15 protein-coding genes are annotated in these 14,430 nt (G+C 66.6%); all 15 read left to right on the forward strand.

Annotation, left to right across the window (positions count from 1 at the left end; translation table 11 throughout):
* Positions 1–5 precede the first annotated feature (5 nt).
* The 15 genes from FOA17_RS11330 to FOA17_RS11400 all read left to right on the forward strand — a co-directional run bounded on the left by FOA17_RS11330 (position 6) and on the right by FOA17_RS11400 (position 14,396).
* Positions 6–1,400 carry an ABC transporter permease gene (locus tag FOA17_RS11330; protein ID WP_149141603.1) on the forward strand — a complete coding sequence of 465 codons (1,395 nt, stop codon included), beginning with the start codon at positions 6–8 and terminating at the stop codon, positions 1,398–1,400.
* 54 nt (positions 1,401–1,454) lie between these two features.
* A complete protein-coding gene (locus FOA17_RS11335) occupies positions 1,455–2,243 on the forward strand; it encodes an outer membrane lipoprotein-sorting protein (RefSeq protein WP_149141604.1) in 789 nt (262 codons plus the stop codon).
* 10 nt (positions 2,244–2,253) lie between these two features.
* A complete protein-coding gene (locus FOA17_RS11340) occupies positions 2,254–3,621 on the forward strand; it encodes a hypothetical protein (RefSeq protein ID WP_149141605.1) in 1,368 nt (455 codons plus the stop codon).
* Between the two features lie 60 nt (positions 3,622–3,681).
* On the forward strand, positions 3,682–4,368 hold the full coding sequence (locus FOA17_RS11345) for a response regulator transcription factor (protein WP_149141606.1): 687 nt from the start codon (positions 3,682–3,684) through the stop codon (positions 4,366–4,368).
* A complete protein-coding gene (locus FOA17_RS11350; protein ID WP_149141607.1) occupies positions 4,365–5,678 on the forward strand; it encodes a sensor histidine kinase in 1,314 nt (437 codons plus the stop codon). The genes FOA17_RS11345 and FOA17_RS11350 overlap by 4 nt, the downstream gene beginning before the upstream one ends.
* Positions 5,675–6,349, forward strand: coding sequence for a transglutaminase-like domain-containing protein (locus FOA17_RS11355; RefSeq protein WP_149141608.1), 675 nt, complete (start codon positions 5,675–5,677; stop codon positions 6,347–6,349). Before FOA17_RS11350 ends, FOA17_RS11355 begins: the two co-directional genes overlap by 4 nt.
* A gap of 274 nt (positions 6,350–6,623) precedes the next feature.
* Positions 6,624–7,004 (forward strand): ectoine synthase, encoded by a 381-nt coding sequence (locus FOA17_RS11360; protein ID WP_149141609.1) that lies wholly within the window; start codon positions 6,624–6,626, stop codon positions 7,002–7,004.
* A gap of 30 nt (positions 7,005–7,034) precedes the next feature.
* The gene (locus FOA17_RS11365) at positions 7,035–7,991 is read left to right on the forward strand and encodes a beta-ketoacyl synthase N-terminal-like domain-containing protein (protein ID WP_149141610.1); all 957 of its coding nucleotides are present in this window, start codon (positions 7,035–7,037) and stop codon (positions 7,989–7,991) included.
* Positions 7,988–9,208, forward strand: coding sequence for a beta-ketoacyl synthase N-terminal-like domain-containing protein (locus tag FOA17_RS11370; RefSeq protein WP_149141611.1), 1,221 nt, complete (start codon positions 7,988–7,990; stop codon positions 9,206–9,208). Before FOA17_RS11365 ends, FOA17_RS11370 begins: the two co-directional genes overlap by 4 nt.
* A complete protein-coding gene (locus tag FOA17_RS11375) occupies positions 9,205–10,389 on the forward strand; it encodes an acyl-CoA dehydrogenase family protein (protein ID WP_149141612.1) in 1,185 nt (394 codons plus the stop codon). The genes FOA17_RS11370 and FOA17_RS11375 overlap by 4 nt, the downstream gene beginning before the upstream one ends.
* Positions 10,390–10,399: 10 nt before the next feature.
* Entirely contained in the window at positions 10,400–11,917 is a 1,518-nt protein-coding gene (locus FOA17_RS11380) for an AMP-binding protein (protein WP_149141613.1), read from the forward strand.
* Positions 11,918–11,950: 33 nt separating this feature from the next.
* Positions 11,951–12,205 (forward strand): acyl carrier protein, encoded by a 255-nt coding sequence (locus FOA17_RS11385; protein ID WP_149141614.1) that lies wholly within the window; start codon positions 11,951–11,953, stop codon positions 12,203–12,205.
* Positions 12,206–12,232: 27 nt separating this feature from the next.
* Entirely contained in the window at positions 12,233–13,276 is a 1,044-nt protein-coding gene (locus FOA17_RS11390; protein ID WP_149141615.1) for a hypothetical protein, read from the forward strand.
* Positions 13,273–13,989, forward strand: a complete 717-nt coding sequence (locus FOA17_RS11395) for a beta/alpha barrel domain-containing protein (protein ID WP_149141616.1) — start codon at positions 13,273–13,275, stop codon at positions 13,987–13,989. Before FOA17_RS11390 ends, FOA17_RS11395 begins: the two co-directional genes overlap by 4 nt.
* The gene (locus FOA17_RS11400; RefSeq protein WP_149141617.1) at positions 13,986–14,396 is read left to right on the forward strand and encodes a response regulator; all 411 of its coding nucleotides are present in this window, start codon (positions 13,986–13,988) and stop codon (positions 14,394–14,396) included. The genes FOA17_RS11395 and FOA17_RS11400 overlap by 4 nt, the downstream gene beginning before the upstream one ends.
* Positions 14,397–14,430: the final 34 nt, after the last annotated feature.

Consider the following 14,430-nt stretch of genomic DNA (forward strand, 5'->3'; position numbering starts at 1 on the left):
CCCAAATGATCTGGAAAATCGCCTTTCGCAATCTGGTCAAGAATGGCCGCCGGTCGGTCACGACGGCGCTGGCCATCGGGGTTGGCGGGCTGGCCGCGCTGTTGCTCGGGGGGTTTGTCACCTCGATCTGGTACGGGGTGCAGACCTCGATGATCCAGGACCAGGGCAACCTGCAAATCTATCGCAACGGCTATCTCGAATTCGGGGCCGCCAATCCCGAAGACTACACCATTCCCGACTGGTCGGCCGCCATCGCCCTGATCAAGGCCGATGAGGCGCTGGCGCGCGACATCACCGTGATTACCCCCCGCATCGACCTGGCTGGAATCGCCGGCAATGCGGCGACCGGCAATTCCAAGACCTTCATCGGGCAAGGTGTGGTGGCCGCCGATCTGGACCGGATGCGCCAATGGGACGGTTGGGGGATCGGCCAGCCCGGCACGCCCACCGGCCTGCCGGCCGATCCTGCTGCCGACAAGGTGGTGGTCGGGCTGGGCATGGCGCGCATGCTGGGCGTCTGCGAGGCGCTGGCCGTGCCGGATTGCAAGGACGCCCCCGACGCGGGCGCCGGGCGCGAGGCCGATCCTGCGGCGGCGGAATATACCGACCTTGTCGCGGGCGACGCCGAACTGGCGGGCCTGACCGAACAGGGCACGGGTCTGCCGCAACTGAACCTGATGGCGGCGACCACCGAAGGCGTGCCGAACATCATCCGGGTGGAGATTGCCGCGGCGCGGGCGCAGGCGGTGCGGGCATTGGACAACGCCTTTGTCATGCTGCCCTTCGATCAGGCCCGCGCGCTGGTCTTTGATGGCAGCCCCGAGGCGACGGCGATCATGATCCAGTTGACCAGCCCCGACCGGGCCGAGGCGGTAAAGACCCGCATCCAGGGCCTGCTGACCGACGCCGGGATGGATCTGTCGGCCTATCACTTTACCGAGGTGGACCCGACCTTTACCCGCATCTTCGGCATGTTCGCCTTCATCTTCGCCGTGGTTTCGGCGGTGCTGGCGCTGGTCATCGTGTTCACCATCTTCAACACCGTGTCGATGACCGTGGTGGAGCGGGTGAAGGAAATCGGCACGATCCGCGCCATGGGCTTCCGTCGCGGCTTTGTCGGCCGGCTGTTCCTGGCGGAAAGCGCGCTGACCGGCCTGTTCGGCGCCGCGCTGGCGCTGGCCATGGGGATCGGCCTGTCCCGGATGATCAACGCGGCCGGCGTGCAATGGACGCCGCCCAGCAACGCAACCCCGCTGACCGTGCAGCTGATGGTGCTGGAAAACCCGGTCTTCGCCCTGTCGGTCGCGCTGTTCCTGATCGTGATCGCGGTCGCGGCGGCGATCTGGCCGACCTTCCGCGCCTCGCGGCTCAATATCGTCGAAAGCCTGCAACGCGGCTGACCGGCCGCACCAGCAGAACGCAAACCGAAACACCTATTGAAACAGGAGACTGCAATGACACTCGACCGCCGCAGCTTCAATCAGATGCTTTTCGGCTGTGCCGCCCTGGCCGGGATCGGGGCCATGCCCCGGGCCGCCTTCGCGGTGGACGCCGCCGGAATTCTGGCCCAGGCCGATGCGATCCGGAACCCGCAATCCTCGTTCATGGTCAATGTGGACCTGAAGAATTTCGAGGGCGGCGCGCTGACCGGGCAAACCCAGGTGACCACCCTGTCGCGCCGCGCCGGGGGCCAGTTCCAGACGCTTGTGCATATCAATGCGCCCAGTGCCGACCGCGGCAAGATCCTGCTGCGCAATGGCAACAGCCTGTGGATGTTCGACCCGGCCTCGCAGGCTTCGGTCCGCATCTCGGCCCGGCAGCGCCTGCTGGGCAATGCCTCGAACGGCGATGTGGTCAGTTCCAACCTGATGGGGGACTACGCGCCCACCCTGGCCGGCGAAGAGGCGGTGGTCGATGGCGACAAGAATAGCCGCGATTGCTTCAAGCTGGCGCTGAAATCGCGCGACAAGTCCACGCCCTACAGTTCCATCGAATTCTGGGTGGACAAGGCTTCGGGGCGGCCGGTGAAGGGCAAGTATTACGGTGGCAGCGGCAATCTGCTGAAAGTGTCCTGGTATCGCAAATATGCCAACCAGATGGGCGCGACCCGCCCGACCGAGGTGGTCATCGCCGACGGCTTTGACCCCAACAAGATCACCGTGATGAGCATGAAGGGCTTTCAGTCGCGCAACCTGCCGGAATCGCTGTTCCGCAAGGACGCGCTGGCGGGCTTCAAGCTGTAAGGAGGCTCCGATGCACTGGCGTATCCCCGCAACCCTTGGTTTGCTGACCGGCCTGATGGCCCCTGCGGCGCTGGCCGGGGATTTCGACCTGCCGCCCGATGTCGGTTTGGGGCCGATGGATGTGGCGGACACGGCGACCGATCCGGAGGCCGAGGCGCCGCCGGCCCGGTCGGATACGCTGGTGCTGGAGGGGCGTTTCACCCGGGCAGAGCCGCGCCGGGGCGATGCGCAGCAGTCGTTCCGCCTGTCGGCGCAATGGATGGGCTCGGCGGCGCTTGGCCGCGACCTGGCGCTGCGCTTCAACCTGCGGGGGCGGGCAACCCGCACCGCCGGCGAAAGCTTTGTCTTTGACGAGGACGTGCGGTTCGATGTGCAGGAGCTTGCCTTGAACTGGCAGGCCCGGCCCGGCCTGTCATTCGATCTGGGCCGGGTCAATCTGCGCAACGGTGTCGCGCAAGGCTTCAACCCGACCGACTGGTTCAAGGCCGACAGTCTGGTCACCAGTGACAGCGCCGATCCCGGCGACCGGCGGCTGGAGCGGCTGGGCACCCTGATGATTGCCGGTCAGTCAAGTCTGTGGGCCGATCTGCTCAGCTTTGGCTATCGGCCCAGGATCACCGCCTCGGGTTACGATGCGCTGGCCGGGCACGATGTCTATGGCCTGAACCTGGACCGCACCAACCCGAGCGAGGCGGTCTTTCTGAAATATGCCCCCGCGACGGGCGACAACATCAACCTGACCGCCAGCCTGCTGGTGGAGGATGGCAATCCCGGCGCGGGGCTGGAGATCAGCGGCGCGATCGGTCAACATTTGGTGCTCTATGCCGAGATGTTCAGCCAGAAGCGCCTGTCGCTGGCGGCGGCGGGGATGCCCGGCGGATCGGCCGGATTGCGCGACGATCTGGGCGCGGATGAGGGGCGCGGCTGGCGGCATCAGGCGGCCCTGGGCGGCACCTGGGCCTTGCCCGAAACCATTGTGGGCGCGCGCGACATCTCGGTTTCGCTGGAATATCACTATAACGGGGCGGGCCTGTCCGCGCGCCAGTTGCAGGCGCTTGCCGGGGCGGCTGGCGCCGATCTGGGCCAGGCCGGGGCGCTGCGCGGCTTTGCCGCCACCCGGCAGGAACCGCTGGCGCGTGAACAGATCTTTACCCGCGTCGCCTGGAACGATCTGTGGAACGACGCCGACCTGTCGCTGATCGGTTTCTATGTGCCGGCGGACCATAGCGGTCTGGTGCAGATTTCGGCCGCTTTCCCGTTGAATGACAATGCGGAAATCAGCCTGCGGGCCTCGCGCAGCTTTGGCGATGACACGTCGGCCTATGGCGCGAACCCCAGCCGCACGACCGCGCAGGTTGTCTACAGATACACGTTTTAAGTGTATCGAGATGCCGCTAGAACATCATGAGGAACAGAGGCGCGGGCATTGAGAGTATTGATGATCGACGACGACCTGGAGCTGGGCGAGACCATCGCGCCGATGCTTGAACGCTATGGCATCGCGCTGCGTCTGGCGGGAACGCCGCAAAAGGGGCTGGCCATGCTGCGCGAGGACCACCCCGATGCCGTCCTGCTGGACATGATGTTGCCGGAAATGGACGGGATGGAGGTCTTTCGCCAGATCCGCGCCGCGCCCGAAACCTATGGCCATGCGCCGATCGTGGTGATTTCGGCCCGGGCCGAGCTGACCGACCGCGTAGTCGGGCTGGAGGCGGGTGTGGACGACTATCTGGCCAAACCCTTTGAGCTGCGGGAACTGGTGGCGCGCCTGCGCGCCATCACCCGCCTGCCACCCCGTGCCGCGCCCGCGCCGGGCGTCACGCCGCGCCGCGATGGTCTGGTGCTGGATGCCGGTCGGCTGGAGGCGACCTTCAACGGGGTGCGCGTCGCGGTGACGGAACTGGAAATGCAGCTTCTTCAGGCGCTGCAATCGGTGCGGGGGCGGGTGCTGAGCCGCGCCGACCTGCTGCCGCGCATCGGACATGGGCCGCAAAGCGACCCGGCGCTGGTGGATACGCTGGTCTATCGCATCCGCCAGCGCTTTCGCGCCGAGGGCGGCAATGCCGAGGTGATCCTGACCGTGCGGGGACAGGGCTATCGTATTCCCGAAGGGATCTGGACATGAGGGCCTTTGTGGATCGCGTCTTGCGCTGGATCGGTTCGCAGTCGGTCTTCACGCTGCTGCTGATCACCACGATCGCATCGACCCTGCTGCTGAGCTTTGTGCTGATCCTGTCGCTGCAACGGATCGCCGATGAACATCCCCGCCGTTATCTGGCGCGGGCGCTGTTTCACGAGATCGTCGAACAGGCACAGCGCCCGGGGGCCGGCCCGGTGACCGTGGGCGGCATCGGCCTGATCCGCATGACCCCCGAGGAGGCGGCACGATCGGATTTCGCCGCGCTGTTCGCCGCCGCCCGCAGCGATCGCGACGGCATCGCGATCGAACGCTTCGGCAATCGCTATGCCGCCGGCAATTTCGACGGCAGCACCTTCATCGTCCTGCCCGAATTTGGCGAACCGATCTCGACCTTTGCGCTGTTTCTGGTGGCGGTGGTCATCGTCTCCACCATCTGCGTCTTCGGGTTGATCTACTATCTGATGCGGCGCCTGACGCGGCCGTTCATCGCGCTCAGCGCCGGGATATCGCGCATCGAGGATGGCGATCTGAACTATCAGATCCCGCTGGAGGACACGTTCGGAGAGTTCCGCAGTTTCGCCCAGTCCTTCAACAACATGGTGGCCGAGTTGCAGCGCATTCACGAGGCGCGCCGCCACATGTTGCTGGCCTTGCCGCATGAATTGCTGACGCCCCTGTCGCGGCTGAAGGTGCGCAAGGAACTGGTCGATGACGAAGCGCTGCGCGCGCAGATCGGCAAGGACATCTCGGTGGTCGAGGAAATCCTGGCGTCGATCCTGGCGGCAGAGCGGCGGCATTCCAATGAGGATGCGACCGAACTGGTCGAGATCGCGCCCTATGCCCGCGAACAGATCGCCCAGCAGATTGATGATGGCTATCCGTTGCAGGTGATCAACCAGACGGGCTTTGACGTGGCGTTCTTTGACCCTTTCGTGGTGGGGATCCTGCTCAAGAACTTCGTCTCGAACGCGGTGCGCTATGGCAATGGCAAACAGATCATCGTGCGTTTCCAGCGCGACCCGCAGCGCCCGAAGGCCATGCTGCTTTCGGTGCAGGATCAGGGCATCGGCATCAGCGCCGACCAGATCCCCTATCTGACCGAACCGTTCTGGCGCGTGGACGAATCGCGCGGACGGGCCTCGGGCGGCTATGGCCTTGGGCTTTATCTGTGCCGCACCATCGTCGAAGGGCTGGGCGGACATATCGACATTGAAAGCGAACTGGGCGTCGGCACCACGATTTCCGTCTCGGTGCCGAACGCCATCTGTGAAACCGTCGAAGGAATGGCAAAATGACCCAGGACACCCTGGCCCGAACCGAATTTTTCGATTTCGACACGCCCGAGATGTCGCGTTTCGTGGCGCGCAGTCTTGCCGGATCGGGCGACAGCCAGCGTGAACAGGCCGTGGCCCTGTTCTATGCGGTGCGCGATGGCCTTCTTTATGAAATCTACAACGCCGATTTCGCGCCCGAGGACATGCGATCCAGCGCGATCCTGCGCAAGGGGGCGGGGCTGTGCATCCACAAGTCCATCGTCTACGCCTCGGCCTTGCGCAGCATCGGCATTCCGGCGCGGCTGTGGTTCACCGATGTGCGCAACCATCTGTGTTCCGATCAGCTTGCCCGGCTGATGGGCGACAAGACCTTTCACTATCACTGTCTGGTCAGCCTGAACCTGGACGGGCGCTGGATCAAGGCGACCCCGGTCTTCAACAAGCGCCTGTGCCAGCTGTTCCGCATGCGCCCGCTGGATTTCGACGGGCAGAGCGACTGCGTGCATCACCCCTTCGATGACGAGGGGCGGCAGCATATGGAGGTGCTGCGCGATCATGGCGAATTCGACGATCTGCCGCATGACATGATTCTGTCGGGGCTGCGCCAGAAGCATGCCAGCCTGTTCGCGACGCCGACCAAGTTCCAGTCGGGTTCACTGCGGCGCGACGCCATGTCTGTGACAGCCATGTAAAATAATCGCCTCATGGTGGATATTGCACGGCGGCCCCTCGGCCGCCGCTTTTCATTCTGACAAATCCGCCTCGGTGATAAGTCGCCATATTATCCGATATTTCTAAATATTCGGCGCGAAACTTGGCAATCGGTTCCGGCATTGGCAATCATATTCCATAAATTAACAAAACGTTAGCAGCGCTGTCCTGCGTATAGTCGCTCTCAGGTCACATGACGGTTGATCCGCGAAATGCACGCCCGTGTGAGCCGGTTTTTTTCATAAGGACGACGACATGATCATCAATTCGCTCGACACCATCCAGAATACCGAACGTGACGTTGCCTGGGGCAACGGGCAGAGCCGCCGCCTGCTGCTGGCCGCGGACAACATGGGGTATTCGCTGACCGATACCATCATCGACGAAGGCACCGCCTCGCTCCTGGAATATCGCAATCATCTGGAAGCCTGCTACTGCATCGAAGGCGAGGGCGAGGTGATCGACCAGACCACCGGCCAGACCCACAAGATCGTGCCCGGCACGATGTATGCGCTGGACAAGCATGAAAAGCACATCCTGAAGGCCGACAAGACGATGCGTCTGGTCTGCGTCTTCAACCCGCCGCTGAAAGGGCCGGAGGCCCACAAGCTCGGCGCCGAAGGTTCGGCCTACTGATCCTCCCCAACTGCCCGAGGCCGTATTGCCATGTCTGACAGCATCGTCATCACTGCGACCGCGCTTGCGCTGGCTGAACAGCCTGCCCCTTCTGTCCCTGCGGGGGGCAAGACGGCTTCGGGCGCCTTTTCCATTCTGCGTCTGCCCGAGGAACCGGCGGATCGCCGTCACACGCAACTGTCCAGCCGCCTGTCGCGGCTGATCGGGGAACTGGCCAGCCGGGCCGGACTTTTGCCGGCCGATCTGGCCGGGCCGACCACGGGGCTGGTGTCGGGGTCGCGCTATGGCTGTTCGCTGGTCGCGGACATGCATCGCCGGCTGCGCGAACTGGGCCCGCGCGGGATCGACGCGGTCGGTTTTGCGCAGGCGACACACAACTTTCCCGTTTCGGCCTGCGCGATCGACTATGGCATTCAGGGGCCGGGGATTGCGCTTGTCAGTTCGCACGCCGCCGGGATGGAGGCGCTGACCTGTGGCCGCGACTGGCTGCTGGAGGGGCGCTGCGACCGGGTGATCGTTGCCGCCTTCGAGGATCTCGAAGGCCCGGCTGCGGCGCATGTCGAATTGCTGGCCGCCCCCGGCGCGCCGCCGGTGCATGAAGCCATGGCGCTGGTCTTGCTGGAACGCGGCAGCACCGCAAGGGCGCGGCGGGCAACGGTGCTGGCGGAAATCGCCGGCACGGCCATGATGCGACCAGGCGCCGAAACCGGCGATCTGCGCGCCGTCGCGCAGCGGGCCTTTGGTCATCTGCCCGCCAGCATGGGCATTCTGCTGGCCGCGCCTGAAAGTGCGAGCCCGCCCGAAACGGCAGGTGGCGCGCCGATGCTGGTCGATTGCCTGGCCGTCGGCGGGTTGCTGGCGCTGATCCGCGCGCTGGACCGGCCCGGACCCGGCGACTGGCTGGTGGGTGCCCTTGATCCCCGCACCGGGGGCATCGCCGCCGGCCTGCGCTGCCCGCCAAACGCCTGTTCGGAGGTGGCCGCATGACAGGTTCGGTTGTCATCACCGGAATCGGTGTCGTGGTGCGCGATGCGATGGGGCTTGATGCCTTTGCCGACTGGCTGATGCCGGGTGGCGGATTGCCGGATCGCCCCGAACATTTCGACACGAGCGCATTCCGCGCCGGCAATGCCTATGCGGTCAACCCCGATCGCTGTGCCACTGCGCTGGCGCGTCTGGGTCTTGCCGGTCTTCTGCCGGAGAGCGACCGTGATTGCGCGGCGCATGGTCTGCTTGCGGCGGCCGAGGCGCTGGCCATGGCGGGGCTTGACGATGCGGCGCTGCGCGCGGCCTGTGGCTGTGTCATGGCCACGACCAGCGGCGGCATGATGGACCGCTTTGCCGATGCGATTTGCGCGGGCGATGATGGTGCGGATTACCGCCTGACCGCACCGCCCGGCGCCACGGCCGAGGTTCTGGCCCGGCAATTCGGATTGCAGGGGCCCTTCGCCAGCTTTTCCAGTGCCTGTGCCAGTTCCCCGGCGGCGTTTTCCTATGCGCTGTCGCGGGTGCGCCGGGGCGATACGCCGCTGATGCTGGTGGGCGGCAGCGACCGGATGCGCGCCGCCGATTTCGCCGGGTTCAATGCCTTGCGGGCGATGGATCGCGATTCCTGCCGGCCGTTCGACCAGACACGGCGCGGCATGGTGATCGGCGACGGCGCCGCGATGCTCGTCATCGAGGACGAGGCACATGCCCTGGCGCGCGGCGCCCGGCCGCTGGCACGGCTGCGCGAGGTGGGGCTGGCGCTGGATGCCCATCACATCACCCATCCCAGCCCCGACGGCCTGGCGCGGGCGATGCGGCAGGCGCTGCATCGCGCAGGGCTGGCGCCGGACCAGATCGCCTATGTGAACTGTCACGGCACCGGAACGCCGGTCAATGACAAGACCGAGGTCGAGGCGCTTGCCGCCGTCTTTGCCGATGAATCGGCGCGCCCGCTGATCAGTTCGACCAAGGGCGCCACCGGGCATCTTCTGGGCAGTGCCGGCGCCATCGAGGCGGTGATCACCATTCTTGCCCTGCGGCTGGGTTGTGCGCCGGCCATGGCCACCACCGCCGCGCCCGAACCGACCCGCTTTCCCATGCCGGGGCCAGATGGCCCGGCGCCCTTCGCCGGAACCTTCGCGATGAGCAATTCGCTGGGCTTTGGCGGCATCAACAGCAGCCTGATCTTTGAAGCCTGTGCCGGAGACGCGAGATGACCCGCAGCCTGACCCTGCCCGCAACGGGCGCGCCGCCCGCGTCTTTCCGGGCCGATCTTGTGGCCGAACTTTGCCAGGGGCTTGACCGTTGGCAAGGTGTGTTCAACAGCAACTGGCAAGAGGATGACCGCGCCGGCGTCCTGTCGCAGAACCGCTGGCAGGCGGTGTGCGAGGCCGGGCTGACCGCGCTGACCATCCCCGAGGCCTATGGCGGTCTTGCGCTGACAGCAGCGGAGCTGGCGCAGGTGCTCGAATATCTCGGCAGCATCTGCGAGGATAGCGGCTTGGGCTTTACCCTGGCGACCCATCTGTGCAGCACCTGCATTCCGGTGGCGCGCTTCGGATCCGACGCGCTGAAGGCCGCGCTGCTGCCTGCGCTGGCGGCGGGCGACTGTGTGGGTGCCCATGCCATTACCGAACCCGACAGCGGCTCTGACGCCTTTGCCATGCGCAGCCGGGCGGTGCCCGGCCCCGGCGGATATACCCTGAGCGGCGAGAAATGCTATATCTCCAGCGCGCCGCTGGCCGATGTGATCGTGGTCTATGCGCGCACCCATCCCGACAAAGGCGCGCTTGGCGGTTTCAGCGCGCTGGCGGTGGATCGTCACCTGCCCGGCGTGACGGTCGGCCAGCCGCGCAGCAAGATGGGCCTGCGCACCGCCCCCATGGCGGATCTGCATTTTGACGCCGTGGCCGTGCCGGACGGCGCGCTGATCGGGCGCGAGGGGCAGGGATTTTCCATCCTCGACTATGTGATGAAATGGGAAATCCTCTGTGTCTTCGCGCTTCAGGTCGGCGAGATGCGGCGCCAGCTGCGCCGGTCGATCGACTGGGCAAAGGGGCGCCAGCAATTCGGACAAGCCATCGGCAATTATCAGGCGGTCTCGCATCGCATCGCCGACATGCATATGCGGCTGGAAGGTGCCGCGAACTGGCTGAGCCGCGCCGTTGCCGCGATGGAGGGGGGCGGGCGCGCCTCGCTGGAGATCGCCTCGGCCAAGCTCGCGATTTCCGAGGCCCATGTCGCCAATTCCCTGGATGCGATCATGCTGCATGGCGGCGCCGGCTACATGTCGGAAACCGGGATCGAGGCCGGGCTGCGCAATGCCGTGGGCGGGCTGATCTATTCCGGCACCTCTGACATCCAGCGCAACCGGATTGCCGCGATGATCGGGCTGTGAGGGCGGGGGCATGACGCAGCATATGAAGGATATCGCAGGGCTGGCCCCCACTGGCGCGGCGTTTGCCGAGGCGCTTTTGTCCGCCATCGGTCGCGCGCCGGGCGGGCGCGTGGCGGGTGGCTGTGGTGCCGTGCTGACGCATGACGACATGCTGGCACGGGTCGCACAGATCAGGGTCGGGATGGCCGGGTTGCCGGATGGGCCGGTCGCGATTTGCGCGGCCAAGCGGCCTGATACCATCGCGGCGGTGCTGGCGGTGCTGGCCGACGGGCGGGCCTATGCGCCCCTCGATCCCGGACATCCCGAGGACCGGCTGACCGGCATTCTGGATCTGCTGCGCCCCGCGGCGCTGCTGGTGGATGCACTGGCCGAAGACCGGCTGCGCGGCTGGGCCAGCGCGGCGGGGGTTGCCCTGCGGCGCCTCGATGCGCTGACCGTGCGGGCCGAGCCACCCTGCCCGCGACCCGATGGCGGGCTGGCGGCGCTGCTGCATACCTCCGGTTCGACCGGGGTGCCGAAACAGGTTCGCATCGCCGCGCCGGCGCTGGATCAGTTCAATGCCTGGGTGCGGTGGGAATTCGGCTTGCGGCCGCAGGATTGCCTGCTCAGCCATGCGCCGCTGGCCTTCGACCTGTCCTTTCTCGATATTTTCGCGGGCTTGTCAGTCGGGGCAAGTCTGGCCCTGGCCGATGCCGAAACCGCACGGAGCGGCGAGCGGTTGCTGCGGCTGATCCGCGAGGCCGGCGTGACCGTGGTGCAGGCGGCGCCGTCGGCCCTGGCGCTGATGGTGCGCGCGGCCGAGGGGCAGTGCTTTCCCGCCGTGCGCGCGGTGCTGTTCGCGGGCGAACCGATGCCTGCCCCCGTGCTGCGCGACATCTTCCGGGTGTTTCCGGCGGCGCGGGTGGTCAATGTCTATGGCTGCACCGAGACCAACGACACGTTCTTTTACGACGTGCCGCGCGCCGACACGCCCGATCCGCTGCCCTTGGGCAGGCCCTTGCCCTATGTCTGTCACGAGGTGATGACCGAGGAAGGGCACCCCGTTCCGATCGGAGAGGAGGGCGAGCTTTGGGTCGCCTGCCCCACCACGATGGAGGGCTATTCCGACCCCGCGCTGACGGCGCGCGCCTTTGGCCACTGGCAGGGCCGGCGCTACTATCGCAGCAATGACCGCGTGCGTCTGGGCGAGGACGGCCTGATGCATTTCCTTGGCCGCGCCGACAGCGTGCAGAAGATCAGCGGCCATCGCGTCGATCTGGCCGAGGTGGAGGCGCATCTGGCGCGGCTGCCCGGGGTGGTGGAACTGGCGGTCTATGTGGTCCGGCGTGGTGACGAGGCGCAGCTTGAATGCGCTGTCGCGACCGATGGCCGCGCGCTTGGCAGTCTGGATCTGCGGCGCCATGCGATGACCGCCCTGCCCGCCCCGGCGATCCCGCGCCGCTATGCGATTTCGGCGCAGCCTTTGCCCAAGAATTCCAACGGCAAGATCTGCCGCAGGATGTTGGCCAGCCTCGCGCTGGCCGTCTGATCTGTTCTTTTCCCGCAATCCCAAGGAGCCAACATGACCCAGATTGCCCGTATCCGTGCCTTCATCTGTGCCGAATTCGCCCCCGACATCCAGCCGCAGGATCTGCCGGCCGATCTCGATCTGATCCAGAGCGGGATCATCGACAGCCTCGGCGTGCTGAAGCTGGTGGCCTTTCTGGAGGATGATTGCGGCATCGCCATCGCCCCGGAGGAACTGGATGCCGAGCTGTATCAATCGCTCGACGCCATTGCCGCGCTGATTGACGGCAAGACCGCGAACGCCGCCTGACCACAGGCCCATCAAAGGAGCATCCCGGTGACCCCCGAAGCCGTTGCTGCCGCGCTGATCGCTGGCAAGACACCCGATATCGCGGACATGACGGCCTATTGGCTGGCCACCGATGCCGCGCAACGCCCCAAAGCCGAAACCGTCGCGGTTCTGGCGGCCCTGTCGGCGGCGCCGACGCAGGCCGACAGGGTCGAGGCTTTCGTGCGCTATGTCGATGAAAGCTATGAGGCGCATCAGCTGGCCTGCGGCCCGGCGGCGGTGAATATCGTCGGCACGGGGGGCGGGGCCTCGACCTTCAACATCTCGACCACGGCGGCAATCGTCGCCGCGGCCGCGGGTGGCACGGTGCTGAAATCCGGCTCCTCAGCCTATTCCAGCAGCGTGGGTTCGGCCGATATCCTGTCGGCGCTTGGCCTCGGGCGCCCGATGGCGCTGCCGGTGATGAACGCCATGCTGTCGGAAACCGGGCTCGCCTTCGCACCGGCTTCGGCCTATGCGCCGATCTGCCGCCGCCTTGCCATTGCCGCGCAACCCCTGCCCTTCAAGGTGATCGGGCGTTTCATCAATGCCCTCGGCCCGTTGATCTGCCCCTTTGCGGTGCGCGGCAGCGTGGTCGGCGCCTCCAGCCCCGAAGGCTATGAGGTCATCCGCACCGTCGCGCATCGCACCGGGCGGCGCCTTCTGGCTGTGCATTCCGAACTGGGGGTGGATGAACTGCTCTCGATCGGCCCCAACCGGATCGGATGGGCCGACGGGCAGGCAGATAGCCGGCTTGACCCCGCCACGCTGGGCCTTGCGGCGGGGCCGCTGGTGCTGTTGAGCGGCGGCACCCTCGATCACAACGTCGCGCTGTTGCAGGATGTGCTGCGCGGGCGCGCCCCGCAGGCGGCGCTGGAAACCGTGGCGCTGAACGCGGGCGCGGTGCTGCATGTGGGCGGTCGCGCCGCCAGTGTCGAAGCGGGCACAGCCCTGGCGCTGGATTGCCTGCGCGAGGGCGCGCCCTTTGGCAAGCTGCGGCAGGTGCAACGCTTTGCCCAATCGGTGCGCCGCCATCAGGAGGCCGCGGAATGAGCGTGGGCCGTTTCGTTGCGGCACTGCGCGCGGCCCCGGCGCCTGTCATTGCCGAGGTCAAACCATTTTCCCCGGCGGCGGGCGATCTGATCGGCGCGCGCGACGTGGCCGGGATCGCCGCCGCCTATGCCGGGGCGGGGGTGCCGTGCCTGTCGGTCACCACCGGCGCCTGGCATGGCGGCCGACCCGACATGGTGGCTGAACTGGCACGGACCGGCCTGCCGGTGCTGCGCAAGGATTTCATCGTGTCGCAGGCCCATCTGATGCAAAGCCGCGATCTGGGTGCCTCGGCGGTTCTGCTGACCTGCACGCTCATCCGCCCCCGCGACCTGCGCCGCCTGGCCGAAGCCGCTCTGGCGCTGGAGATGACGCCCTTCGTCGAGGCGGCTTCTGCCACGGAACTGGCCGATCTGGACCTGCCCGAAGGCGCGGTGCTGGCGATCAACAACCGGGATATCCGCACCCGTGAAACCGATGGCGGCGGGATCGAGCGCAGCCTTTCCTTGCAGGCGCAGGCCCGGGAAAAGGCCGGGGCCGGGCTGCTGGTCAGTGCCAGCGGCATCGAGACCCCCGCCGAGGCGCGGCGCCTGATGGCGGCAGGTTTCGACGCGATGCTGATCGGCACCGCGCTGATGGGGGCAGGGGCGGGCATCGGCGATCAGACCCGCGCCTTTCTGGCGGCTGCGCAGCGCTGTCCGGTTCCGCAGGCATGACCCCCCCGAGAAAGCTGCCGCTGGGCACCGAAACCGTCGTGCTGCTGGCGGCCACCCCGGCGGGCTGCCATGTCCTGTCATTTTCGCTGCGCCAGAAGGGCCATGAGGTGCTGTGCTGCACCACTGCCGCGGCCCTGCCGCAACTGGTGCGCGGGGCGATCCCGAGCTGTCTGGTGGTGATGGAAAGTTGCCCGCAGGGCGACGCGATGGAGGTCTGCCGACTGATCCGCAGCCTGGGCGCGCGGATCCCGGTCATCGTGCTGCATTCGGCCAAGCCGCTGGATCAGCGGGTCGCCTTGCTGGAGGCGGGGGCCGATCATGTGGCCGACGGGCCGCTTTCCACGCCGGCGCTGTGCCGTCTGATCGAATTGCTGACCCATCGTCAGCGCCGCATCGCCCTGACCTGATCTACATGATGGCCCGCGCGCGGCTGACCCGCGC

Source organism: Gemmobacter caeruleus (assembly GCF_008271655.1).
GTDB lineage: Bacteria > Pseudomonadota > Alphaproteobacteria > Rhodobacterales > Rhodobacteraceae > Gemmobacter > Gemmobacter caeruleus.